The 24,564-nt window shown below is 65.0% G+C and carries 20 protein-coding genes and 3 rRNA genes (1 of these 23 only partly in view); 18 read left to right on the top strand and 5 right to left on the bottom strand.

Features of this window, described 5'->3' with window-relative positions:
- The 3 genes from AC1DJN_RS00900 to rrf (AC1DJN_RS00890) all read left to right on the top strand — a co-directional run.
- Positions 1 to 2,409: ribosomal RNA gene (locus AC1DJN_RS00900) — 23S ribosomal RNA — on the top strand (it extends 472 nt beyond the left edge of the window).
- A 169-nt stretch (positions 2,410 to 2,578) separates the two neighbouring features.
- Positions 2,579 to 2,693, top strand: a 5S ribosomal RNA gene (rrf, locus tag AC1DJN_RS00895).
- Positions 2,694 to 2,825: 132 nt separating this feature from the next.
- Positions 2,826 to 2,940, top strand: a 5S ribosomal RNA gene (rrf, locus tag AC1DJN_RS00890).
- 215 nt (positions 2,941 to 3,155) lie between these two features.
- On the opposite strand, the gene AC1DJN_RS00885 is transcribed toward rrf (AC1DJN_RS00890), so the two are convergent.
- Positions 3,156 to 4,871: a M28 family metallopeptidase gene (locus AC1DJN_RS00885; RefSeq protein ID WP_442251948.1), complete on the bottom strand. Its 1,716-nt coding sequence runs from the start codon at positions 4,869 to 4,871 to the stop codon at positions 3,156 to 3,158.
- Between the two features lie 78 nt (positions 4,872 to 4,949).
- Positions 4,950 to 5,612, bottom strand: coding sequence for a DUF4097 family beta strand repeat-containing protein (locus AC1DJN_RS00880; RefSeq protein WP_032975637.1), 663 nt, complete (start codon positions 5,610 to 5,612; stop codon positions 4,950 to 4,952).
- Between the two features lie 169 nt (positions 5,613 to 5,781).
- Between AC1DJN_RS00880 and AC1DJN_RS00875 the strand changes: the two genes are divergently transcribed.
- Both AC1DJN_RS00875 and AC1DJN_RS00870 read left to right on the top strand, forming a co-directional pair.
- Positions 5,782 to 7,011, top strand: a complete 1,230-nt coding sequence (locus tag AC1DJN_RS00875) for a murein hydrolase activator EnvC family protein (protein WP_478038594.1) — start codon at positions 5,782 to 5,784, stop codon at positions 7,009 to 7,011.
- A gap of 107 nt (positions 7,012 to 7,118) precedes the next feature.
- The gene (locus AC1DJN_RS00870) at positions 7,119 to 8,624 is read left to right on the top strand and encodes a S41 family peptidase (RefSeq protein ID WP_478038592.1); all 1,506 of its coding nucleotides are present in this window, start codon (positions 7,119 to 7,121) and stop codon (positions 8,622 to 8,624) included.
- A gap of 86 nt (positions 8,625 to 8,710) precedes the next feature.
- Here the strand turns inward: AC1DJN_RS00870 and AC1DJN_RS00865 are convergent, their stop codons facing one another.
- Positions 8,711 to 9,403, bottom strand: a complete 693-nt coding sequence (locus tag AC1DJN_RS00865) for a rhomboid family intramembrane serine protease (protein WP_025878304.1) — start codon at positions 9,401 to 9,403, stop codon at positions 8,711 to 8,713.
- Between the two features lie 226 nt (positions 9,404 to 9,629).
- On the opposite strand from AC1DJN_RS00865, the gene AC1DJN_RS00860 reads away from it, so the two are divergent.
- The 4 genes from AC1DJN_RS00860 (at position 9,630) to AC1DJN_RS00845 (ending at position 13,344) form a co-directional block, all read left to right on the top strand.
- Positions 9,630 to 11,057, top strand: coding sequence for an outer membrane protein transport protein (locus tag AC1DJN_RS00860; protein ID WP_478038590.1), 1,428 nt, complete (start codon positions 9,630 to 9,632; stop codon positions 11,055 to 11,057).
- A 109-nt stretch (positions 11,058 to 11,166) separates the two neighbouring features.
- Positions 11,167 to 11,607 carry a hypothetical protein gene (locus AC1DJN_RS00855; RefSeq protein WP_051501537.1) on the top strand — a complete coding sequence of 147 codons (441 nt, stop codon included), beginning with the start codon at positions 11,167 to 11,169 and terminating at the stop codon, positions 11,605 to 11,607.
- A gap of 71 nt (positions 11,608 to 11,678) precedes the next feature.
- The gene (gene pnuC / locus AC1DJN_RS00850; RefSeq protein WP_025878300.1) at positions 11,679 to 12,287 is read left to right on the top strand and encodes a nicotinamide riboside transporter PnuC; all 609 of its coding nucleotides are present in this window, start codon (positions 11,679 to 11,681) and stop codon (positions 12,285 to 12,287) included.
- Positions 12,274 to 13,344 carry an AAA family ATPase gene (locus tag AC1DJN_RS00845; RefSeq protein WP_032975635.1) on the top strand — a complete coding sequence of 357 codons (1,071 nt, stop codon included), beginning with the start codon at positions 12,274 to 12,276 and terminating at the stop codon, positions 13,342 to 13,344. The genes pnuC and AC1DJN_RS00845 overlap by 14 nt, the downstream gene beginning before the upstream one ends.
- 88 nt (positions 13,345 to 13,432) lie before the next feature.
- On the opposite strand, the gene putA is transcribed toward AC1DJN_RS00845, so the two are convergent.
- Positions 13,433 to 16,651, bottom strand: a complete 3,219-nt coding sequence (gene putA / locus AC1DJN_RS00840; protein WP_032975634.1) for a bifunctional proline dehydrogenase/L-glutamate gamma-semialdehyde dehydrogenase PutA — start codon at positions 16,649 to 16,651, stop codon at positions 13,433 to 13,435.
- A 273-nt stretch (positions 16,652 to 16,924) separates the two neighbouring features.
- Here putA and AC1DJN_RS00835 point away from each other — a divergent pair, with 273 nt between their 5' ends.
- From AC1DJN_RS00835 to AC1DJN_RS00810, 6 genes are all read left to right on the top strand, one after another.
- Positions 16,925 to 17,401: a DUF2244 domain-containing protein gene (locus AC1DJN_RS00835; RefSeq protein WP_025878297.1), complete on the top strand. Its 477-nt coding sequence runs from the start codon at positions 16,925 to 16,927 to the stop codon at positions 17,399 to 17,401.
- A gap of 11 nt (positions 17,402 to 17,412) precedes the next feature.
- Entirely contained in the window at positions 17,413 to 18,369 is a 957-nt protein-coding gene (gene coxB, locus AC1DJN_RS00830) for a cytochrome c oxidase subunit II (protein WP_478038587.1), read from the top strand.
- A 61-nt stretch (positions 18,370 to 18,430) separates the two neighbouring features.
- The gene (gene ctaD / locus AC1DJN_RS00825; RefSeq protein WP_478038585.1) at positions 18,431 to 20,038 is read left to right on the top strand and encodes a cytochrome c oxidase subunit I; all 1,608 of its coding nucleotides are present in this window, start codon (positions 18,431 to 18,433) and stop codon (positions 20,036 to 20,038) included.
- 8 nt (positions 20,039 to 20,046) lie between these two features.
- Positions 20,047 to 20,244 (top strand): hypothetical protein, encoded by a 198-nt coding sequence (locus AC1DJN_RS00820; protein WP_478038583.1) that lies wholly within the window; start codon positions 20,047 to 20,049, stop codon positions 20,242 to 20,244.
- The gene (locus AC1DJN_RS00815; protein ID WP_478038581.1) at positions 20,241 to 20,831 is read left to right on the top strand and encodes a cytochrome c oxidase assembly protein; all 591 of its coding nucleotides are present in this window, start codon (positions 20,241 to 20,243) and stop codon (positions 20,829 to 20,831) included. The genes AC1DJN_RS00820 and AC1DJN_RS00815 overlap by 4 nt, the downstream gene beginning before the upstream one ends.
- A 14-nt stretch (positions 20,832 to 20,845) precedes the next feature.
- Positions 20,846 to 21,721 carry a cytochrome c oxidase subunit 3 gene (locus AC1DJN_RS00810; RefSeq protein ID WP_478038578.1) on the top strand — a complete coding sequence of 292 codons (876 nt, stop codon included), beginning with the start codon at positions 20,846 to 20,848 and terminating at the stop codon, positions 21,719 to 21,721.
- 53 nt (positions 21,722 to 21,774) lie between these two features.
- Here AC1DJN_RS00810 and AC1DJN_RS00805 read toward each other — a convergent pair whose 3' ends face one another.
- The gene (locus tag AC1DJN_RS00805; protein ID WP_010484233.1) at positions 21,775 to 21,993 is read right to left on the bottom strand and encodes a twin transmembrane helix small protein; all 219 of its coding nucleotides are present in this window, start codon (positions 21,991 to 21,993) and stop codon (positions 21,775 to 21,777) included.
- Between the two features lie 57 nt (positions 21,994 to 22,050).
- Here AC1DJN_RS00805 and AC1DJN_RS00800 point away from each other — a divergent pair, with 57 nt between their 5' ends.
- The 3 genes from AC1DJN_RS00800 to AC1DJN_RS00790 are packed head-to-tail and all read left to right on the top strand — an operon-like array spanning position 22,051 to position 24,561.
- Positions 22,051 to 22,767 carry an SURF1 family protein gene (locus AC1DJN_RS00800; protein ID WP_442251946.1) on the top strand — a complete coding sequence of 239 codons (717 nt, stop codon included), beginning with the start codon at positions 22,051 to 22,053 and terminating at the stop codon, positions 22,765 to 22,767.
- 50 nt (positions 22,768 to 22,817) lie between these two features.
- Positions 22,818 to 23,387: a hypothetical protein gene (locus AC1DJN_RS00795; protein ID WP_032975628.1), complete on the top strand. Its 570-nt coding sequence runs from the start codon at positions 22,818 to 22,820 to the stop codon at positions 23,385 to 23,387.
- Between the two features lie 10 nt (positions 23,388 to 23,397).
- Positions 23,398 to 24,561: a COX15/CtaA family protein gene (locus AC1DJN_RS00790; protein ID WP_025878285.1), complete on the top strand. Its 1,164-nt coding sequence runs from the start codon at positions 23,398 to 23,400 to the stop codon at positions 24,559 to 24,561.
- Positions 24,562 to 24,564 lie beyond the last annotated feature (3 nt).

Raw genomic sequence — 24,564 nt, 5'->3', positions numbered from 1 at the left:
CGGAGAGGGGAGTGAAATAGATCCTGAAACCGTGTGCGTACAAGCAGTAGGAGCCTCGCAAGGGGTGACTGCGTACCTTTTGTATAATGGGTCAGCGACTTACTGTTCGTGGCAAGCTTAACCGTATAGGGGAGGCGAAGGGAAACCGAGTCTGATAAGGGCGCATAGTCGCGGGCAGTAGACCCGAAACCGGGTGATCTAGTCATGGCCAGGGTGAAGGTGCCGTAACAGGTACTGGAGGCCCGAACCCACGTCTGTTGCAAAAGACGGGGATGAGCTGTGATTAGGAGTGAAAAGCTAATCGAACCCGGAGATAGCTGGTTCTCCTCGAAAGCTATTTAGGTAGCGCCTCATATGTATCCTCTCGGGGGTAGAGCACTGTTATGGCTAGGGGGTCATCGCGACTTACCAAACCATTGCAAACTCCGAATACCGAGACGGACTGTATGGGAGACACACGGCGGGTGCTAACGTCCGTCGTGAAAAGGGAAACAACCCAGACCCACAGCTAAGGTCCCAAATTTTGTGCTAAGTGGAAAACCATGTGGAAAGGCACAGACAGCCAGGAGGTTGGCTTAGAAGCAGCCACCCTTTAAAGAAAGCGTAATAGCTCACTGGTCGAGTCGGTCTGCGGGGAAGATTTAACGGGGCTAAGCACAGAACCGAAGCTTGGGGTGTGCATATTTATATGTACGCGGTAGAGGAGCGTTCCGTAAGCCGTTGAAGGTGGATTGAGAAGTCTGCTGGAGGTATCGGAAGTGCGAATGCTGACATGAGTAACGATAATGCGGGTGAAAAACCCGCACGCCGAAAGCCCAAGGTTTCCTTGCGCAACGTTAATCGGCGCAGGGTGAGTCGGCCCCTAAGGCGAGGACGAAAGTCGTAGTCGATGGGAAGCAGGTTAATATTCCTGCACCTCGCGTAAGTGCGATGGAGGGACGGAGAAGGTTAGGCATACCGGGCGTTGGTTGTCCCGGGGAAAGGCGGTAGGTTTGGATCTTTGGCAAATCCGGGATCCTYYAAGACCGAGCACCGAGACGAGCCTTTATGGCGAAGTTGCTGATACCACGCTTCCAGGAAAAGCTCCTAAGCTTCAGCTTACGCAGACCGTACCGTAAACCGACACAGGTGGGTAGGATGAGAATTCTCAGGCGCTTGAGAGAACTCGGGTGAAGGAACTAGGCAACATGGCACCGTAACTTCGGGAGAAGGTGCACCCTTTTTGGTGGCTCGTGCGAGCTATAGCTGAAGAGGGTCGCAGTAACCAGGCCGCTGCGACTGTTTATCAAAAACACAGCACTCTGCAAACACGAAAGTGGACGTATAGGGTGTGACGCCTGCCCGGTGCTGGAAGGTTAATTGATGGGGTCAGCCGCAAGGCGAAGCTCTTGATCGAAGCCCCAGTAAACGGCGGCCGTAACTATAACGGTCCTAAGGTAGCGAAATTCCTTGTCGGGTAAGTTCCGACCTGCACGAATGGCGTAACGACAGCGGCGCTGTCTCCACCCGAGACTCAGTGAAATTGAAATCGCTGTGAAGATGCAGCGTTCCCGYGGCAAGACGGAAAGACCCCGTGAACCTTTACTATAGCTTTACACTGAACGTTGAGTTCGTCTGTGTAGGATAGGTGGGAGGCTATGAAACCATGGCGCTAGCTGTGGYGGAGCCATCCTTGAAATACCACCCTGTCGTGCTTGACGTTCTAACCTGGGTCCATTATCTGGATCGGGGACCGTGTATGGTGGGTAGTTTGACTGGGGCGGTCTCCTCCTAAAGAGTAACGGAGGAGCTCGAAGGTACGCTCAGCGCGGTCGGACATCGCGCACTGTGTGCAAAGGCATAAGCGTGCTTGACTGCAAGATCGACGGATCAAGCAGGTAGGAAACTAGGACTTAGTGATCCGGTGGTTCTGTATGGAAGGGCCATCGCTCAACGGATAAAAGGTACTCCGGGGATAACAGGCTGATACCGCCCAAGAGTTCATATCGACGGCGGTGTTTGGCACCTCGATGTCGGCTCATCACATCCTGGGGCTGTAGTCGGTCCCAAGGGTATGGCTGTTCGCCATTTAAAGTGGTACGCGAGCTGGGTTYAGAACGTCGTGAGACAGTTCGGTCCCTATCTGCCRTGGGCGTTGGAGATTTGAGAGGGGCTGCTCCTAGTACGAGAGGACCGGAGTGGACGAACCTCTGGTGTTCCGGTTGTCACGCCAGTGGCATTGCCGGGTAGCTATGTTCGGAAGCGATAACCGCTGAAAGCATCTAAGCGGGAAGCKCGCCTCAAGATGAGATCTCCCGGGGCACAAGCCCCCTGAAGGAACCATGTAGACTACGTGGTTGATAGGTCAGGTGTGTAAGTACAGCAATGTATTGAGCTAACTGATACTAATGATCCGAGAGGCTTGACCATATAACCTCAAGTTGCCTTGGCCGACATGACATGTCGATAGATCCAAGTGCACGCTACGTCACAAGACCAAACGAGAGGCAGGCGCTCAGGCGCGTCTCTTTGCAACGCTGGCATCACCATGCCCGCCCCCTGCAAAGACGCGACGCCCAAGCGACACTCCAACCGCCTCCCTGGTGAAATTAGCGCTATGGAACCACCCGATCCCATCCCGAACTCGGAAGTGAAACGTAGCTGCGCCGATGGTAGTGTGGCCTAAGCCATGCGAGAGTAGGTCATCGCCAGGGTTTATACCCSAAAACCCCGCTGCTCATGCAGCGGGGTTTTTTCTATTAAGTGAAGGCTCTGCTTTTTTGAGTTCCTTCCGCCCCGAGGGCAAGTACGTGAGCTGGCGCTGCAAGCGCTGCTGCAACCGTCTCCCTGGTGAAATTAGCGCTATGGAACCACCCGATCCCATCCCGAACTCGGAAGTGAAACGTAGCTGCGCCGATGGTAGTGTGGCCTAAGCCATGCGAGAGTAGGTCATCGCCAGGGTTTACATCCAAAAACCCCGCTGCTCAYGCAGCGGGGTTTTTCTTTGYGCGCGRGAAACYRARGGTAGTGCCGGCCGCTGGCCGGCAACCTCATGAACATCACGCGGCTGCACGTGCCAGCCGGCCAGCGGCCGGCACTACCCGCGCCCAGCACTCACGCACAAAAAAGCGGCGCCCAAGGGCGCCGCTTTCTTTGGAACTCAACGGCTGGGGGACTTACTTCGCCGCAGCGGCCGGTGCCTTGGCCTTCATCATCGTGTCGCGGGCAGCCTTGAACGGATTGCCTTCGTACCAGTTGGGCCAACGATCGCCGCCGGCCAGTTCCTTGCCGACGCCATACATCAGCTGCAGGTCCTCGACCGTGCCATCCAGCTTCCAGGTGGCCGGGTCATACTCGTCCTTCGGGCCGTGGTAACGGTTGGAACCGTAGTCGGCGGCCGCCTTGCGGCCAGCCTCGACACCGCCGTCGCGCAGGTCCTCACCGCCGTCGGCGTACAGCGCCGGCACACCCGCCTTGGCGAAGTTGAAGTGATCCGAACGGAAGTAGAAGCCGCTCTGCACCGAGGTCTCGCCGTGCAGGGTGCGATCCTGGGCTGCAGCCAGCGGCTTGAGGATGTCTTCCAGCTCCGAACTGCCGAAGCCGGTCACCGTCACGTCCTTGGCACGACCGGCCACCGACATCGCATCGATGTTGATGACACCAGCGATCTTGTCCAGCGGGAAGGTCGGGTGGGCGACGTAGTACTTCGAACCCAGCAGGCCGGATTCTTCCAGGGTCACCGCCAGGAACACCACCGAACGTTCCGGCTTCGGTTCCTGATGGGCCATCGCTTCGGCCACCTCAAGGATGCCGGCCACGCCGGTCGCGTTGTCGACGGCACCGTTGTAGATGTTGTCGCCCTGTTCGCCCTCATGCTTGCCGAGGTGGTCCCAGTGCGCCATGTACAGCACGGCCTCATCGGCACGCTTGCTGCCAGGCAGCAAGCCCACCACGTTGCGCGACTGCTTCTGCGCGACCTTGCTTTTCAGGTCCACCGAAGCGGTTGCCTTCAGCGGTACCGGCTTGAAGCCGGGCTTGCTGGCGTCCTTGTAGGCCTGGTCCAGATCCAGCCCGGCGCCGGCGAACAGGGCCTTGGCCGCGTCGGCGCTCAACCAGCCCTGTACCGGCAGGCGCGGCTCTGCATCGTCCTTGGCCGGCAGGTCGTACTGCGGGCCGGCCCAGGAGTTCTTCACCACGTCCCAGCCGTACGAAGCGCCCGCGGTGTCATGCACGATCAGCGCGGCAGCAGCTCCCTTGCGCGCAGCTTCCTCGAACTTGTAGGTCCAGCGGCCGTAGTAGGTCATGCGCTTGCCGTCGAACAGCTTTTCGTCATCGACATGGAAGCCCGGGTCGTTGACGAACATGACCACCGTCTTGCCCTTCCAGTCCTGGCCGGCGTAATCGTTCCACTTCTGCTCCGGCGCATCCACGCCGTAGCCGACGAAGACGAGGTCGCTGGCATCGACCTTCACTTCTGTCTGGCCGGTACGGGTGCCCACCACCATGTCGGTGCCGAACTTCAGTTCGCGGGTCTTGCCGCCCTGGGTGAGGGTGAGCACGGTCGATTCATCGGCCGTGGTCTCGGTCATCGGCACGTCCTGGAACCAGCTGTCGCCGTTGCCGGGCTGCAGGCCGATGCGCTGCATCTGGTCGCGGATGTAGTTGACTGTCAGTTCTTCGCCCTTGCTGCCGGGCGAACGGCCCTCGAACTCGTCAGAGGCCAGGGTCTTCACCATCTCGGCGAAGTCGGCGGCGTTGATCGCCGCTGAGAAGGTGTGCGTGGCCGGCTTGGCGGCGTTGTCGACGCTGGGCGCCGGAGCCGGGGTGTCTTCGCCTTTGCAGGCGCTGAGCGCGGCCGCGGCGGCCAGGCACAGGAGGAGTTTGCGGGGCATCATCGGTTCCTGGAAACACAAGGGACGGCCACGCAGCACGCGCGACCGGTAGCGGGGAGTATCGCCCAAGCCGCAGGCTCAGTCGGCCGGGGCGGTATCGGTATCGAAGGGGATCGGATCGGCGCCGGTGACCGGGCCGATCCGCGCACTGCGGTGGACGTACAGCACCACCTCGCGCTCGAACAGCAGGCTGCCGTTGACCACGGCATTCGGCCCGATGATGACCCGCGGCTTGCGACTGGCCGTCAGCGAGACGCTGAAGTTCGGCTTGCGCACATGCACGCCACCGCCGACCTGTGAGCCGATGCCGACGGTGATGTCGCCGTTGACGGTCTCCACGTCCTTGCGCACGCGGCTGCCGACCAGGCCGATGCCACCGTTGACGGTTTCCACGCCGCCTTCGATCTGGCTGCCCTGGTCGCTGAAGATGCTGCCGTTGACCGTGCTGACATCGCCGTGGGCCGTCACTTCGCGACCCAGGCGGATGCCGCCGTTGACGGTCTCGATGCTGCCCGTGCGCGCACGATCGGCGACCTTGACGCCGCCGTTGACGGTGTCGATGCTGCCGGTTTCCACGCCTTCGCCGACACGGATGCCACCATTGACGGTGTCCAGCTTGCCGTAGCGCTGGCCCGGATCGGCGCTGATGCTGCCGTTGACCTTGCTCACGTCTGCCTGGGCCCAGGCCGGGCCACTGGCCAGCGCAATGCCCAACAGCAGCGGAATGGAGAGAGCTTTCATGGGAACCTCGTTGTTGTGCGGCTGGCAGGCCGCGTGCGGAGATGTCACCATTCCCTGCACGTCTCCGCATCTGCCTGAAGTCACTGGAAAGCCCTTGCGCAACAACGTCTTCCCCTCACGCCGGCATCACATCGCCACCCTGCGCGGTGGACGTTGCCTGTTGCTGGGAATGGCGCTGGCCCTGGCGCTGCCATTGCCGGGTGCGGCGCAGACCTCTTCGGCCCGCGAGGCCGAACGCAAGCTGCAGAAGCTGCGCACCGAACTGAAGGGCGTGGCGCAGGAGCGCCGGCAGATCGAGGGCCAGCGCGGACAGGCGTCGCAGCAGCTGCGCGAGGCCGATGAAAAGGTGGCACGCAGTGGTCGTGCGCTGGCCCAGACCGAATCGGCGCTGCGCGAGCAGACCCAGGCGCTGGCCCAGGCCGAACAGCGGCGCAATGCACTGCAGTCCAACCTGGAAAAGCAGAATCGCGAACTGGCCGGACTGCTGCGCGCGGCCTACCAGCTTGGCAACCACGCGCCGTTGAAGCTGCTGCTTTCGCAGGACACGGTGGCCGATGCCAACCGTGCGCTGGCCTATCACCGCTACCTGCAGCGCGAGCGCGCGCAGCGCATCACCACGCTGACGGCCGACCTCAAGGAACTGGAGACGCTGCAGGCACAGATCGCCCAGCGCCAACAGCAGTTGCAGGGCACTCACCGCGACCAGAAGCAGCAGGTCGCCACGCTCGCATCGGACCGTCGCGAGCGTGCGCAGACCGTGGCTTCGCTGGAAGAGCGCTTCAAGGACAAGCGCGAGAAGGAACAGGCACTGGGCCAGGACGCCAAGGCGCTGGAAACCTTGCTGGCCAACCTGCGCGCTGCCGCGGCCCGTGCCGAGGCCGAGCGCCGTGCCGCCGCCCGCAAGGCCGCTGCGGAGAAGGCCGCTGCCGAAAAGGCCGCACGCCAGGCCAAGGCCGAAGGCCGTCCGGCACCGGCAACCAAGATCCCGCCGGCCGTGGCCTCGGCACCAGCGCCCAAGGTGGGTGGCCTGGGCTGGCCACTGTCGGGCAATCTGCTGGCCCGCTATGGCGGCAAGCTGCCGGATGGCCGTACCAGCAGTGGCGTGTTGATCGGCGCCCCCGCCGGAAGCACCGTCACCGCCGTGGCCGACGGTACCGTGGTGTTCTCCGATTGGATGACTGGCTACGGCATGATCCTGATCGTCGACCATGGCAACGGCTACATGAGCCTGTACGMCCACAACGACACCCTGCTGAAGGATGCCGGTGCGCGGGTCAGCCGTGGCGATGCAGTGGCCAAGGTCGGCAACTCCGGTGGCCAGGGCGTGACGGCGCTGTACTTCGAACTGCGCCGCGGCGGGCAACCGGTCAATCCGGACAGCTGGCTGCAGCGGCGCTGAATTCCGCCTGGCCGCAGGAGGGCGGATTCAACGGGAATTTAGCCACGCTTCGCGCATAATCGGTGCATGTGCCTTGGGCACGATGCCATCGTCGACAGGAGTGATCCATGCGCGCAGCCCGTACCGCCACCCTCTTGCTGGCTCTGTTGCCGGCCCTGTCCTGGGCACAGCAGACCGCCCCCGTCCCGTTGAAGGAAACTCCCGGGAAGGCGGCCAGCAGCGAGGAGGCGGTGACCTCGAAGGTGCCGCTGGACGACATCCGGCGCTTCGTGGCCGTCTACAACGCGGTGCGCGCGGCCTACGTCGATCCGGTCGATGACAACAAGCTGATGCAGTCGGCTGTGCGTGGCCTGCTGCTCGACCTCGATCCGCACAGCACCTACTTCAACAAGGAGGATGCCGAGGCGTTCGACGAACAGGCCAATGGCGCCTATGAAGGCATCGGCGTGGAGCTGCAGCAGCAGCCGGACAACGCCAGCATGAAGGTGATCTCGCCGATCGACGACACGCCGGCGGCCAAGGCCGGCATCCTCGCCGGCGACCTGATCATCGCCATCGATGGCAAGCCGATCAGCGCGATCGATGCCAGCGAACCGCTGCGTGGCCCGGCCGGCAGCAAGGTGGTGCTGACCATTGTCCGCGACGGCAAGCCCAAGCCCTTCGACGTCAGCCTGACCCGGCAGACGATCCGCGTGACCAGCGTGCGCAGCCGCCTGCTGGAACCGGGCTATGGCTACATCCGCCTGAGCACGTTCCAGGCCGACACCGGCTCTGATTTCCAGAAGCACCTGCAGCAGCTGCAGAAGCAGTCCGGTGGCAACCTCAAGGGGCTGGTGCTGGATCTGCGCAGCAATCCGGGTGGTCTGCTGACCRCTGCGGTGCAGGTGGCCGATGATCTGCTCGACAAGGGCAACATCGTCAGCACCCGCGGCCGCATCAGCATCAGCGATGCACGCTTCGACGCAACCCCGGGCGACCTGCTGAAGGGCGCGCCAGTGGTGGTATTGGTCGATGCCGGTTCGGCCAGTGCATCGGAAGTGCTGGCCGGCGCACTGCGCGACAACAAGCGCGCGCGCGTGATCGGCAGCCGCACCTTCGGCAAGGGGTCGGTGCAGACCGTGCTGCCGCTGGACAACGGCGATTCGGTGAAGCTGACCACGGCGCGCTACTACACACCCAGCGGTAAATCGATCCAGGCCACCGGTATCGTGCCGGAAGTGGAACTGAAGGCAGCACCGCGTCCGGAAGACGAGGCATTGCCGGCCAGCTTGAGTGACTACAGTGAAGCGACGCTGCCGGGCCACCTGCGCGGTGATGAGGAAGGCACCGAGGGCTACCACGCAGGCGCCGTGTTGCCGGGCGATGGCCCGATCAACGATGCACTGGCCGAACTGAAGAACCCGGGTTCGGTTGCGGCGCGCTTGAAGGCAGAAGCTGCGAAGGCCGAAGCGGACAGGGCAGCAAAGGCCGCCGCCAAGCCTGCACCGAAGGCGGAGCCCAAGGCTGAAGCAAAGCCGGAAGCCAAGCCCGAAGCCAAGCCCGAAGCCAAGCCCGAAGCCAAGCCCGAAGCCAAGCCCGAAGCCAAGCCTGCAGAGATCCCGGCCAAGCCTTGATTGCGTAGCGTCGAGCCATGCTCGACTGATGTGCGGACACCGCCCGAGCATGGCTCGGGCGTTTCGCAGAATGCAGCAAGCGGACGCTAGAAGCCGTGCCGCTTGCGCAGACGTCGCGCGATCGCCGCGCGCACGTACATGCCGTACACCACGCCGAACACGAAGCCCCCGATGTGCGCCCACCAGGCGACCATGCCGAAGGTCGGGCCGATGTAGGCGAACACCACCTGCAGCGCCGCCCACACACCGATCAGCAGATAGGCCGGGGCGCGCACGAACTCCAGGAACAGCCCCAGCGGGATCACCACGCCCAGGCGCGCGCCGGGGAACAGTGCCAGATAGGCACCGATCAGCGCCGACACCGCACCGCTGGCGCCGATGATGATCTGGTCCGGGCTGCCCATGGTGTAGATCGCGACCAGGTTGGAGATCGCCCCGCCCACCAGGAACAGCAGCAGCAACCGCCACGGGCCCAGCACCCGCTCGGCCGGCAGGCCGAAGATCAGCAGGAACACCAGGTTGCCCAGCAGGTGCGACCAGTCGGCRTGCAGGAACAGGGCRGTGAACAGGCGCAGCACGCTGCCGTCCTGCAGSGTKGCCCACCAGTCCAGCGGGTGGGTCAGSCCGGTGGACAGSGCGCCCCAGTCCAGCCACAGGCTTCCGCGGGCATCGTCCGGGCGCGAGATCGACCACAGGAATGCCAGCCACAGTGCCGCAAACAGCACGGGTGTAGCCCARCGCAGGGTCGCCTTCTTGCGCGAGGGGAGGGAGACAAACATGGCACTAGCCTAGCGTGCGGGCGCTTTTGGCGGGGAAGGAGCCTGTTCAGCTTTTGCGACGAAGAATGCGCCAGCGCTGTTATTGTTTCATTAACGGCTCTGGGTAATACTCGCATACGGCGTCGTATGTCGGGAGGGGAATCCGGCGCGCTTCGAAAGGCCATCCGGCCTGTCGGGCGCAGGCGCACTTAGAGCACCATCACCGCTTACCGGAGAGAGAACTACGATGCAAACTGCTTCTACCATTGCCCGCCTGACCCTGCTGGCCGTCGGCGTTGCCGGTGCGCTGGCCGCCRCCGACGCCAATGCCGCCGCCTTCCAGCTGAAGGAAAACAGCGCCAAGGGCTTGGGCCGCGCCTTCGCTGGTTCCACCTCTGCCGAAGGCGATGCCTCGGTGGTCGCCACCAACCCGGCCTCGATGCGCCTGCTGGAAGGCACCCAGATCCAGGGTGACGTCAGCGCCATCAGCTTCGGCGCCAAGTTCCGCGGCGAAGGCCGCTATGCCAACGGCGCTCCGATTTCCGGCGGCAACGGCGGCGACGCCGGCATGATCGCTCCGGTTCCGGCCGCGTACTTCCACGTGCCGTTCGGCGAGAAGGACAACATGCACTTCGGCGTGTCGCTGACCGTGCCGTTCGGCTTCAAGACCGAATACGACCGTGACTGGGTCGGCCGCTACAACGGCGTCAAGACCGAACTGCAGGCCATCGACCTGGGTGCGGCCTTCTCCTACGACGTCAACCCGTACCTGTCGTTCGGTGCGTCGGTGTTCGCCGAGCGCCTGAATGTCGACTTGACCAGCGCCGTCGACGGCGGTACCGCCATCAACGCCAGCGCCCAGCAGCGCGCTGCCGCCGCTGCACTGGCCGCTGGCCGCACCCCGGCACAGGCCCAGGCCGCTGCCCAGGCCGCTGGCCGCCAGGCCGCACAGCTCGGCTTCTCGCCGGGTACCGCTGATGGTTACCTGCGCATCAAGGGCGACGAAGTGTCCGTCGGCTACACCCTGGGCATGACCGTCAGCCCGGTGGAAGGCACCAACATCGCCTTCAGCTACCGCTCGGAAGTCGAACACAAGATCACCGACGGCAAGGCCGACTTCACCATGACCCCGGCTGCTGCCGCGTTCCTGGCGCAGGCTGCCCCGGGCACCTTCGTTGACAGCAACGGCCGGGCGACCATCACCCTGCCGGCCAGCGCCACCGTCAGCTTCACGCACCGCGTGAACGACCAGTGGAAGATCATGGCCGACGTGTCGCGCACCGCATGGAGCAAGTTCGACGAAGTGCGCGTCGACTACGACTCCAACCAGCCCGACAGCGTGCTGCCGTTCCACTACCGCGACACCACCTTCGCTTCGATCGGTACCGAGTACCGTCTGAACGAGCAGCTGACCCTGCGTGGCGGTCTGGCCTATGACCAGACCCCGACCACCGACGCCCACCGTGACGTCCGCGTGCCGGATACCACCCGCAAGTGGCTGTCGCTGGGCCTGACCTGGGCGCCGTCGGAGAAGATGGAATACAGCGTGGGCTACACCCACCTGTTCACCAAGGATCCGAACATCAACTCGACCTCCGCTACCGCCAACAACGTTGTCGGCAAGTACAAGGTCACCGGCGACGTGCTGGCTGCGTCGATGCAGTACAAGTTCTGATTCCGGCGATTGCCTGAAGCAGTACGAAGGAGGCCCCGCGCAAGCGGGGCTTTCTTTTTTCCGGGGATCTGCATCCACGCATGGCGTGGATCTACGCGACAATGGCCTGATGGCCGATCGCCGATACCTGAAGAAGATGACCCGCTACTGGGCCGCCGAAGAGGCGAGGGCCACCGTGGCGCTGCAGGATGCGCTCGCATCGGAATGGTTCGACTACTGGCACACCCACTTGGACTGGAAGGGGCGTGGCAATCGCCATGGCAGTGATCGCACCGCCGTTGCCGCCGCGTTGCTGCGGCTACTCGAGCGCGCGGTGGCCTGCAGGCGGCAGGACACCCAGTGCTGGGTGGTGTTGGCGCCGGATAGCGGCCAGAGCGCGCTGTTCCTGCATTCGCCGAATCCGCAGGGTACGCCTTGGCCGCATCCGTTCGATGGCGTGACCTGGGATATCGAAGCACCGGATTGGCTCGCGCCTGTGATGGCGCCGCACCATCAACTGGGCCGCTGGGGTAGCGCAGAGCCCCGGCTGCTGGTGCGCGTGCGCGCTTGATTTCCATCCACGCATGGCGTGGATCTACTGGCTCAATCCCGCGGGGCGTGGATCTACGCGACAATAGCGCGATGAACCTGTCCGACCCGAATTTCCAGCTGGAGCTGGCTGCCAACATCGCCGTTGCCGGCTCGATCCTGCTGGCCGGCCGCAACAACGTGCATACGTGGTGGCTGGGCATCGTCGGCTGCGCGTTGTTCGCTGCGGTGTTCGAGCGCTCCCACCTGTACGCGGACATGGTCCTGCAGTTCTTCTTCGTGGTCATCAGCGTGTTCGGCTGGTGGCAGTGGCTGCGTGGTGACCATGGCGCGCCGTTGCCCATCACCCGCTTGCCAGCACGCGCGTGGAGCTGGCTGCTGCCGTTGGCGGTGCTGGCGACCTTCGGCTACGGCTGGATGCTGACCCGGCTGACCAACGCGTATGCGCCCTACATCGACTCGGCGGTGCTGGTGCTGAGCGTGATCGCACAGATCCTGATGATGCGGCGCAAGCTGGAATCGTGGTGGGTGTGGCTGCTGGTCAACACCATCGCGGTGCCGCTTTACTACAGCCGCGGGCTGCACCTGACCTCGATCCTGTATGTCGGTTTCTGGATCAACGCGCTGGTGGCGCTGCGTCACTGGCGGCACCTGATGCGCGCCGAAGCGGATACGGGCAGGGCGGCCGATGGCATTGCCTGAGCGGGTACCGCGCGGGTTGGTGGTCGGCAAGTTCTGCCCGCTGCACCTCGGCCACGAGCGCCTGATCGAATTTGCTTCTGCCCGCTGCATCCAGCTGCTGGTGATCGGCTGGTCGCAGCCGGGCTTTGCCGGCTACAGCGCAGAGCGCCGCGAGCGCTGGCTGCGCGCGCGCTTTCCGCAGGCGACGGTGGCGGTGCTGGATGATGCGCGGCTGGCGGCGTTGTGCAGGCAACAGGGTGTTCCCGTACGTGCGCTGCCGCAGGACAAGGACAGTGAGCAGGTGCAACGCGCGTTCACCGCATGGCTGTGCGTGGCGTTGTTTGGCGGACCGGTGCAGGCTGTTTTCACCGGTGAAGACTACGGCGATGGTTTCGCTGCAGCCCTGGCGCAGCATTTCAATGCGCCGGTGCAGCACCATCGGCTGGAGCGTTCGACCGACATCGGTCAGGCCAGTGGTACCGAACTGCGCGCCGATCCGCATGCGCATCGACAGGGCCTGAGCCGGTCGGTCTATGCCGACCATGTGCAGCGGGTGGCCTTCATCGGCGGTGAGTCCACGGGCAAGAGCACGCTGGCGCGGGTGCTGGCCGAACGCCTGGGTACGGCATGGGTGCCGGAGTTCGGGCGTACGTTGTGGGAGCAGCAGGGCGGCGAGCTGCAGGCGCAGGATCTGCTGCGTATCGCTGCGACCCAGCCGCAGCACGAGCACCAGGCCGCGCAGCATGCGCATCGCTGGTTGTTCTGCGATACCACGCCGTTGGTGACGCTGGGCTACAGCGGCTGGATGTTCGGGACTGCGCCCGAACCACTGCAGCGGGCCGCGGCGCGTGCGTACGACCTGCTGTTCCTGTGCGCCCCGGATATCCCGTTCGAGCAGGATGGAACGCGTGTGGGCGAGGAGTTCCGCATGCGCCAACACGCGTGGTATCTGCAGCAGTTGCAGGCGCGTGGAATGGCGCATGTGCTGCTGGAAGGCGACCTGGAGATGCGTATCGCGCGGGTGCTGGAGGAATTGGTGAGGCGTGCGGACAACCGGTTCAGTGTGGTGGCGGAATGAGCTGCCAGGGGCTGGCAGGCCCGCATCCGCCCAACATGAAAAAACCCCGCTTTCGCGGGGTTTTTCGTTTACTGCATGACGCCTGGGATCAGTCGCCCAGGGTCAGCAGCGAGGCATTGCCGCCGGCAGCGGTGGTGTTCACCGTCACCGTCTTTTCGGTGGCGAAGCGCAGCAGGTAGTGCGGGCCGCCGGCCTTGGGGCCGGTGCCGGACAGGCCCTGGCCGCCGAACGGCTGCACGCCGACCACCGCACCGATCTGGTTGCGGTTGACGTAGACGTTGCCGACGTGGACGCCGTTGCTGATGCGGTCGACGGTTTCGTCGATGCGCGAATGCACGCCCAGGGTCAGGCCATAGCCGGTGGCGTTGATCTGGTCGATCACCGCGTCGAGCTGGTCGCCCTTCCAGCGGATCACGTGCAGGACCGGCCCGAAGATTTCCTTCTGCAGCTGGCCCAGGTCCTTCAGTTCGTACGCACGCGGTGCGAAGAAGGTGCCGTTGGCCGCTTCGGCGGACAGTTCGGCCGCAGCGATCAGGCGCGCTTCGCGGTCCATGCGCACGGCGTGGTCCTGCAGGATCTTCAGTGCATCGGCGTCGATCACCGGGCCGACGTCGGTGGACAGCAGGCCGGGGTTGCCGACCTTCAGTTCCTTCATCGCACCGGCCAGCATGGTCATCACCTTGTCGGCGATGTCGTCCTGCACGAACAGCACGCGCGCGGCCGAGCAGCGCTGGCCGGCCGAGGTGAAGGCCGAACCGATGGCGTCCTTGACCAGCTGTTCCGGCAGTGCCGAGGAGTCGGCGATGAAGGCGTTCTGGCCGCCGGTCTCGGCGATCAGCACGCCGATGGCGGCGTCACGTGCAGCCATCGCGCGGTTGATCGCACGGGCGGTGTCGGTAGAGCCGGTGAAGGCCACGCCGGCCACGCGCGGGTCGGCGGTCAGCGCGGCGCCGACGGTGGCGCCATCGCCCGGCAGGTACTGCACCACGTCAGCCGGCACGCCGGCATCGTGCAGCAGCTTCACTGCGTAGTAGCCGATCAGGTTGGTCTGCTCGGCCGGCTTGGCGATCACGCTGTTGCCGGCGGCCAGTGCGGCAGCCACCTGGCCCAGGAAGATCGCCAGCGGGAAGTTCCACGGGCTGATGCAGACGAACACGCCGCGGCCATGCAGCTGCAGTTCGTTGGATTCGCCGGTCGGGCTGGGCAGCTTCTCGGCGTGACTGAACTGCTCGCGTGCCTGCTTGGCGTAGTAGCGCAGGAAGTCCACGGCTTCGCGTACTTCGGCGATGCCGTCGGGCAGGCTCTTGCCGGCTTCCTTCACGCACAGCGCCATGAATTCGGGCATGCGCGCTTCCAGCTGGTCAGCGGCGTGCTCGAGGATGGCGGCGCGGCTGGCGGCCGGGGTGCGGTTCCAGGCCGGCTGTGCGGCCACGGCATTGGCCAGCGCCTTCTGCACGGTGGCGGCATCGGCGGCCTGCCACTGGCCGACCACTTCACGGGTGTCGGCCGGGTTGGTCACCGGCAGCGAGGCACCGGTCGGGTTCGCGCCCGGCACCAGCGGTGCGGCCTGCCAAGGCTTCACTGCAGCGTTGAGCTGCTCGGCCAGGGCGCGCAGTTCGTTGTCGTTGGCGAGGTTGGCGCCCATGGAATTCTTCCTGTCGTGGTTCTGGCTGCGCAGCAGGTCAACCGGCAGCGGGATCTTGGGATGCGGAATCGATTCGAACGAGGACACCATCTCAACCGGATCGCGGACCAGGTCGGCGATCGGCACGCGCTCGTCGGTGATGCGGTTGACGAAGCTGGAGTTGGCGCCGTTTTCCAGCAGGCGACGCACCAGGTACGGCAGCAGGTCTTCATGCGAACCGACCGGCGCGTACACGCGGCAGGGCAGGCCAAGGCGATCGGCCGGCACTACTTCGGCGTACAGGTCATCGCCCATGCCGTGCAGCTTCTGGTGTTCGTAGACGCCACCGTTGGCGATGCTGCGCACTGCGGCGATGGTGTGCGCATTGTGCGTGGCGAACATCGGGTAGATCGCGTCGGCATGGGTAAACAGACGCTTGGCACACGCCAGGTAGGACACGTCGGTGTTCTGCTTGCGGGTGAACACCGGGTAGCCGGCATAGCCTTCGATCTGCGCGCGCTTGATCTCGGCGTCCCAGTAGGCGCCCTTGACCAGGCGCACCTGCAGGCGACGACCGGCGCGACGCGCCATGTCGGCCAGGTGGTCGATCGTGTACGGCGTACGCTTCTGGTAAGCCTGCACGACCACGCCGAAGCCATCCCAGCCGGCCAGCGAGGCATCGCCGAACACCTGCTCGATGATGTCCAGCGACAGTTCCAGGCGATCGGACTCTTCGGCGTCGACGGTGCAGCCGATGCCGTAGCTCTTGGCCAGCTGCGCCAGTTCCAGCACGCCGGGCACCAGGTCCTTCAGCACGCGCGCGCGCTTGGCGTGCTCGTAGCGCGGGTACAGCGCCGACAGCTTGATCGAGATGCCCGGTGCGTTGTTGACGTCGCCATCGGCACGGCCACCGCGCGACTTGTGGTCACCACCGATGGCGTGGATCGCACGACGGTAGTCTTCCAGGTAACGCAGGGCGTCCTTCATGGTCAGCGCGCCTTCGCCGAGCATGTCGAACGAGTAGCGGTAGCTGGCGCTGTCGCCCTTGTGCGAGCGTGCCAGCGCTTCGCCGATGGTGCGGCCCATGACGAACTGGTGGCCCATGATCTTCATTGCCTGGCGCACGGCCAGGCGTACCACCGGCTCACCGACGCGGCCGACCAGGCGCTTGAACGCGCTGGGCGCATCGGCGCGGGTGGCGTCGTTCATCTGCACCAGCTTGCCGGTCAGCATCAGGCCCCAGGTGGAGGCGTTGACCAGCACCGAGTCGCTGCCGCCCAGGTGTTTTTCCCAGTCGGCATCGGCCAGCTTGTCGCGGATCAGCTTGTCGGCGGTCTCCTGGTCCGGAATGCGCAGCAGCGCCTCGGCCACGCACATCAGCAGCACGCCTTCCTCGCTGCCCAGGTCGTACTGGCGCATGAAGGCTTCGATCGCGCCCTGGTCCTTGGCGCGCACACGCACCCGGGCGACCAGGTCGGCGGCCAGCGCCTGCACCTTGGCCTGCTCGTCGGCCGGCAGGCGCGCCTGCGCCAGCAGTTCGCGCACATGGCTGGCCTCGTCCTTCAGCCAACCATCGGTGATGGCCTGGCGGAACGGGTTGGGGGACGCCGGCAGTTCCGGCGACAGCAGCGCCGAGTGACGCGGGGCGTCACTGGCGGCAATGGGAGAGGAGGGTGCGTTCATGCCGGTCCGGCCAGTGGAAAACTTGGCGATTTTAATCATTTTTTCGACTTCAGGAAGGCCCGCGCAGCCACCTTCATGAATGCTGATAGCCCCTAGCGGTGGTGGATTCAGCGTGTTCAGCAAAGTCGGGCCGTTTTGTGCCGAATTCGTCATTCGTGCCGCTGGGCCCATGCTGTATTGCAGCATCGGAAAAAGTGTGAATGCACCCTTGCTACCGGCGAGAGGGCAGGGCTACCATCGAGACGTTTCCCGCGGCAGGAACGCGGTTGCGACATGATCGAGGTGCTTACAGCTCCGGATGGGTCAGGTACGCAGCTGCGACTGCGTCCCCCACGGGCGCTCGATGCCCGGCAGTTCGTCCTGTTGTTTGCTGTGTTGTCGGGAGTGATGTGGCTGGTGTCCGCCTTCGGGTGGGTGGCCGGCAATGCATTCGCCCCCCTGTTCGCGCTGCTGTACAGCCTGTTGCTGGCAGCTGCGTTGCGCGCGTTGTGGCGCAGTGGTGAACGGCAGGAGGAAATCCGGGTAGTGCCGGCGTGCGTGGAGGTCATCCCCGTGCCCGGTGGATCGCCGGTGTTCCGGGCTCATCCGCACTGGGTGCGCCTGCTCACCGACGACCAGAGGGTCCGGCTGGCATCCAGCGGCCGGCAGGTGGAGGTGGGGAGTTTCCTCGCGCCGGCCGAACGTCAAACGCTTGTTGAAACGCTTGAAGATTTGCTCGCCGCCAGCGATGGCGGCAACCGACGACGCTAAGGGTCTAGGCAATGAAGCAAAGCAGAGGGTGGGGCACGAAGTGCGTTGCAATGGCCGCCGCGATGGGGGCCCTGCTGTCGATGACGGGGACGGTGCTGGCCCAGGCGGCCGATCCAAAGCCGTGGCAGTTGAACATGGGCAAGGGGGTGACCCAGACCTCGCGCCTGGCCTGGGAATCGAACAACCTTTCGCTRATCGTCTGTACGGTGATCGGCGTGATCGTGTTCGGCGCGATGGCCTACGCGATGTTCAAGTTCCGCAAGTCCAAGGGTGCGGTCGCTGCCACCTTCAGCCACAACACCAAGGCCGAAGTCATCTGGACGGTGATCCCGGTGATCATCCTGGTGGTGATGGCGTGGCCGGCCACGGCCAACCTGATCAAGATGTACGACACCCGCGATGCCGAGATGACGGTCAAGGTCACCGGCTACCAGTGGATGTGGAAGTACGAGTACCTGGGCGAGAACGTGACCTTCACCAGCCGCCTGGACCGCGAGTCCGACCGCATGCGGCAGAGTGGCAAGGTGCCGACCCGCGAGAGCCATCCGCACTACCTGCTGGATGTCGACAACCGGCTGGTACTGCCGGTGGACACCAAGGTGCGCTTCGTCATCACCTCCGACGATGTGATCCACKCCTGGTGGGTGCCGGCGCTGGGCTGGAAGCWGGACGCCATTCCSGGCTTCATCAACGAAGCCTGGACCARCATCGAGCAGCCCGGTGTCTACCGCGGCCAGTGCGCGGAGCTGTGCGGCAAGGACCATGGCTTCATGCCGATCGTGGTCGAGGCGGTGTCCAAGGAAGAATTCAAGCAGTGGCTGGCGCAGCGCAAACCCGCGCCTGCACCGGCAGCCCCTGCCGCGCCTGCCGAACCCACTGCACCTGCCAGTGAAACGCCGGCGCAGCCGGCGGCACCGGCAGCCGCCGAGGCCGGCAACACGCCTGCGGCGGCGGCCAGCGGAGCCTGATGTAACTGCCCGCGGCCGTATCGCGGCTGCGGCGACAACCGATCCTGAGAGGTGTTTTGCAATGGCGCACTCGGCAGTTGGGCACGACGATCACCATCACCCGCAGAGCTTCTTCGAGCGTTGGTTCTTCTCGACCAACCACAAGGACATCGGCACGCTGTACCTGGGTTTCAGCTTCATCATGTTCGTCATCGGCGCGTTCATGAGCGTGCTGATCCGGCTGGAACTGGCCCAGCCCGGCATCCAGTACATCCGTCCGGAAATCTTCAACCAGCTGACCACCGTACACGCGCTGGTGATGATCTTCGGCGGGGTGATGCCGGCCTTCGTCGGCCTGGCCAACTGGATGATCCCACTGCAGATCGGCGCGCCGGACATGGCGCTGCCGCGCATGAACAACTGGTCGTTCTGGCTGCTGCCGGTGGCCTTCAGCCTGCTGCTGCTGACCTTCCTGCTGCCCGGTGGCGCGCCGGCCGGTGGCTGGACGCTGTACCCGCCGCTGTCGCTGCAGGGCGGCTACAACGTGGCGTTCACCGTGTTCGCCATCCACGTGGCCGGCATCAGTTCGATCATGGGCGCGATCAACATCATCGCCACGGTGCTGAACATGCGCGCGCCCGGCATCGACCTGCTGAAGATGCCGATCTTCTGCTGGGCCTGGCTGATCACCGCGTTCCTGCTGATCGCGGTGATGCCGGTGCTGGCCGGTGCGGTGACGATGCTGCTGACCGACAAATTCTTCGGCACCAGCTTCTTCAATGCGGCCGGTGGTGGCGACCCGGTGATGTTCCAGCACATCTTCTGGTTCTTCGGCCATCCCGAGGTCTACATCATGATCCTGCCCGCCTTCGGCGTGGTCAGCGAGATCATCCCGACCTTCAGCCGCAAGCCGCTGTTCGGCTACCAGGCGATGGTCTACGCCACAGCGGCGATCGCGTTCCTGTCGTTCATCGTCTGGGCCCACCACATGTTCACCGTGGGCATGCCGCTGGGCGGTGAGATCTACTTCATGTTCGCCACCATGCTGATCTCGATCCCGACCGGSGTGAAGGTGTTCAACTGGGYCAGCACSATGTGGCGCGGCTCGCTCACGTTCGAAGCCCCCATGCTGTGGTCGGTGGCGTTCGTCATCCTGTTCACCATCGGTGGGTTCTCCGGCCTGATGCTGGCGATCGTGGCCGCCGACTTCCAGTATCACGACACCTACTTCGTGGTCGCCCACTTCCACTACGTGCTGGTGACCGGCGCGGTGTTCGCGCTGATCGCGGCGGTGTACTACTGGTGGCCGAAGTGGACCGGGCGCATGTACAGCGAGAAGTGGGCCAAGGTGCACTTCTGGTGGTCGATCGTGTTCGTCAACCTGCTGTTCTTCCCGCAGCATTTCCTGGGCCTGGCCGGCATGCCGCGCCGCATCCCCGATTACTCGGTGGCGTTCGCCGACTGGAACCTGATCAGCTCGATCGGTGCGTTCGGCATGTTCGCCACGCCGTTCATGATGGCTGCGATCCTGCTGTCCTCGCTGCGCAATGGCGAGAAGGCCGAGGCCCGCTCCTGGGAAGGCGCGCGCGGTCTGGAGTGGACGCTGCCGTCGCCGGCACCGGCGCACACCTTCACCACGCCGCCGACCATCCGCCCGGGCGACCTGGCCCACGACGATATCGGTCATTGAGGTGATGCATGCATAACGAGAGCCCGATCACCCCGGCCAGAGCCGAGCCACGCCTGGCCGCAAGCGCATCGCCAAGCCAGCGGCCGGGCACCGCGCCGCTTTATGCGGAGCAGCGCCAGCGTGYCAGGCGCACCGCGCTGTGGGTGGGCGCGATCGCCGTGCTGGTGTACGTCGGCTTCATCCTCAGCGGCGTGATCGGTCGATGAGCGAAACACCGGCCACCGCTCCGTCACGCAGCGCCGGCCTGCCGCGCCTGATCGGCGTTGCGGTGGTGGTGTTCCTGCTGACGTTCTCGCTGGTACCGCTGTATCGCATCGCCTGCGAGAAGGTATTCGGCGTGCGCCTGGAACGTGGCCCGGGCAGCGAAGCCAGTACCGGTGCTGCCACCGGCAAGCGCACCGTGCGGGTGGAATTCGATGGCGGRGTCAATTCSMRGCTGCCGTGGKCGTTCCATCCCGAACAGCTGACCATGGATGTGGTGCCSGGCGAGCTCAACGAGGCGCTGTACTWCGCCCGCAACGACAGCCAGCAGGCCGTGGTCGGCAGCGCGGTGCCGTCGGTGGCGCCGGCACGCGCGTCGGGATTCTTCAGCAAGACCGAATGCTTCTGCTTCACCGCGCAGACCCTGCAGGCCGGCGAAAAGCGTGACATGCCGGTGCGCTTCATCGTCGATCCGGACCTGCCGCCGGAAATCCGCACGATCACCTTGTCCTACACCTTCTACCGCAACGATGCGTTGTCCGATCGGCTGGCGCCCGCCGCCACGTCGGAAGGCGCCCATGCTGCTCCCTGACCCGGATACCGACCATGGCCCAGACACCTACCGACGCCAACGTGTACTTCGTCCCGGCCCAGAGCAAGTGGCCGTTCGTCGGTTCCATCGCGATGATGGTGACCATGGTCGGCGTGGCCAGTTGGCTCAATGACGCCAGCTGGGGCCGCTGGACGTTCTACATCGGCGTGGCGATGCTGGTGCTGACCCTGTTCTGGTGGTTCAGCGATGTGGTGCGCGAGTCGCAGGCCGGCAACTACAACCGGCAGGTGGATGGTTCGTTCCGGATGGGGATGGTCTGGTTCATCTTCTCCGAAGTGATGTTCTTCGGTGCCTTCTTCGGTGCGCTGTTCTACACCCGCCACCTCGGCCTGTCGTGGTTGAGCGGCGAAGGGCGCGGGGTGATGACCAACGAGCTGCTGTGGCAGGGCTACTCGGCCGGCTGGCCGACCAATGGCCCGGCAGCGATCGGTGGCGCGTTCCAGACGATCCCGGCCTGGGGCCTGCCGCTGATCAATACGCTGATCCTGCTGACCTCGGGCGTGACCCTGACCATCGCCCACCATGCGCTGAAGGCGGGCAACCGCCGCCAGCTGTTGATCTGGCTGGGCCTGACCGTGCTGCTCGGCCTTGGCTTCCTGACCCTGCAGGCCGAGGARTACATCCACGCCTACAAGGAAYTSAACCTSACSCTSGGCTCGGGCATCTACGGTTCGACCTTCTTCATGCTGACCGGCTTCCACGGCGCACACGTGCTGCTGGGAACGATCATGCTGATCGTGATGTGGCTGCGGTCGGCGAAGGGACACTTCACCCGCGACAACCATTTCGGCTTTGAAGCGGCCGCGTGGTACTGGCACTTCGTCGACGTGGTGTGGCTGATGCTGTTCCTGTTCGTCTACGTGCTTTGACCGCGCAGGCGTCGGCAGCGTCAGCCGCCGGCGCTGCCTGGCCTGATGGGGCGTCAGCCGCCGATGCCGTGCGGTTTGATCCAGCCCATGTAGATGCTCACGATCACCAGTACGATCAACGCCACCGACACTCCGATGCGGCGGGTCAGTGCATTGACCGTGCGCTTGGTCTGGCCGCGGTCCACCAGCAGGTAATACAGGCCGGCGCCCAGATTCCAGACGATGACGATCAGAAACGCGATTACCAGCAGGGTCTTCAGCGAATCACTCATGCGCGGCTCGAGGGCAGGGTGGATGTGCCTATCTGACCGCGTTTGCGCGGACTTGTCATGATGCGCCAGCACACGCGCCTGATCGGCTGGCTGATGGCGTTGCTGGCGATGGCCGGATTCACCGCGCTGGGGCTGTGGCAGCTGCAGCGGATGCAGGCCAAGCAGGTGTTGCTGGATGCACAGGGGCCAGCCGTGGCGCAGGCGCTGCCGTTGGCGCAGGCGCTGGCGGCGCAGGGCGCGCTGCATGGCGTGGCCGATCACGGTCGCTTCCTGCCGGGCGTGGTGCTGCTGGACAACCAGACCCGCCACGGCCGCGCCGGAGTGAAGATCTATCGTCCGTTCCGCAGCGATGCGGGCAGCGTGTTGCTGGTGGACCTTGGCTGGCGCGCGCTGCCGCCGGACCGCAGGTTGCCGGTGGTGCCGGCACCGCCGTCGCCGGTGGCCGTGCGAGGCCTGTTGGCGCCGCCCCCTTCGTCCGGGCTGGCGCTGGGGCCGGCGTTCACTACCACCGATGTTGCAGGGCGCTGGCTGGCCAGTCGCCTTCCCGCCGATGGCCTGGCTGCGGCACTGGGCCTGCCATCGTTGCCCGAGCGCGTGCTGCGGCTGGACCCGGCGCTGCCGTTCGGCGATGAGCGCGATCTCGACCTGCTCCCGAACACGCTGCCGCCGCAGCGCCACCTGGGTTACGCCGTGCAGTGGTTCGGGCTGGCGCTGACCGTGYTGGTGGTGGCGCTGGTACTGGAATGGCGCAGAAGACGGCCCGTTGCCCGGTAGTGCCGGCCGCTGGCCGGCATCCCTTTCCCAACCATGAGAAAATGCCCTGCATGAACACTGCTACCTCCCCGCAGGCGCGCGGCAACGGCCGCCGGACCCTGGTGCTGCTGTTCGCCGTTTTCTTCGGGGCGATGGCGCTGGCCGCCCTCCTGCGTTTCTCCGGATGGCAGCCGACCGCACATCGCAACAGCGGGCAATTGCTGAAGCCGCCGGTGGATCTGCGCCAGCAACCGCCGACGCTGGCCAATGGCGCGGCCTACCCCTGGAACCCCGAGGCGCGCACATGGCGCCTGCTGGTGGCCCCGGCCGGAGCCTGCGACGCGCAGTGCGTCACTTTGTCGCAGGGACTGGGCAAGGTGTGGCAGCTGTTCGGCCATAACGCCGATAATGTCGAGATCCTGTGGCTGGGAACGCCACCGGCGTCGATCGCCTCGCTGCCCGCGCTGCGGCCGCTGGCCCCGTCGCCAGCCCTGCGCGCGGCGCTGCCTGGCGTCGATGATCCGGCGGGTCTGCCGGTCTACGTGATCGATCCGAACGGCTTCGTGATCATGCGTCATGCCCCCGGGAGCGATCTCGGCGGTCTGCGCAAGGACATGGCCACGTTGCTGAAACTGAAGTGAGTCCCGTTTGATGAGCCTTTCCGCGCGTCCGGCGCTGCACCGCAATTTCCACCGCCTGGCGTGGTTCGCCATGATCATGACCGCGAGCACGATCATGTTCGGTGCCTTCGTGCGCCTGTCCGATGCCGGCCTGAGCTGCCCGGACTGGCCGACCTGCTATGGGCAGGCAACCTGGCCGCAGCACGTGGAAGAGACCATTGGCCACCCGGCAGCGGAGATCCGTCCGCTGGAAACACACAAGGCCTGGCGTGAGCAGGTGCACCGCTTCCTGGCCGGCGCGCTCGGCATCGAGATCCTGACCCTGGCCCTGCTGGCCACGCGCAAGCGGCGTTTCGGAAGCACGGCGGTGGTCACCGCCTGCGTGCTGGTGGCCGCGGGCATACCGCTGTACATGATGGGCTGGCATGGAACCGCCAGCGCACTGGCGCTGGTCGGCGAGGCCATCCTGCTGATCGCGGCGCTGCGCTGGAGCAACATCGACCTGGCGCGCGCTGCGCTGCTGACGTTGGCGGTGGTGATCTTCCAGGCGCTGCTGGGCATGTGGACGGTGACCCTGCTGCTCAAGCCGATCGTGGTGATGGGTCATCTGCTGGGCGGCATGCTGATGTTCGGCCTGCTGGTGTGGATGGCCTGGCGTGCCACGCACATGCCGATCACCCTGGCTGAGGCGCCGAAGCTGAAGTGGCTGCTGCGCATTGGCGTGGCGGTGCTGGTCACCCAGATCGCGCTGGGTGGCTGGGTCAGCGCCAACTACGCGGCGCTGGCGTGCGGCGGCGGCAGCGCCTCGCTGGACAACTTCCCGCGCTGTGCCAACCAGTGGTGGCCGCAGCACAACTTCGCCGAGGGCTTCACCCTGTGGCGCGGTATCGGTGTGGACTACGAAGGCGGCGTGCTCGACGGTGCCTCGCGCATCGCCATCCAGATGGCCCATCGCCTGTTTGCCATCGTCGTTGCCGTTTACCTGCTGTGGCTGGGCCTGCGCCTGTTCCGGCTGCCGAGCATGCGCGGCTGGGCTTCGGCCCTGGTCGCGCTGCTGGTGCTGCAGGTCACCCTCGGCATCCTCAACGTGAAGCTGGCGCTGCCGCTGGAAGTGGCAGTGGCGCACAACGGCGTTGCCGTTGCCCTGTTGTTTGTATTGGTCAGCCTGCTGGCCCGCCTGCGTGCCCCGGACTGATCC

This window comes from Stenotrophomonas sp. 05L414_2 (assembly GCF_056397905.1).
Note: the sequence above shows the minus strand (reverse complement) of the source record. Positions and strands in the feature narration are given on the sequence as shown.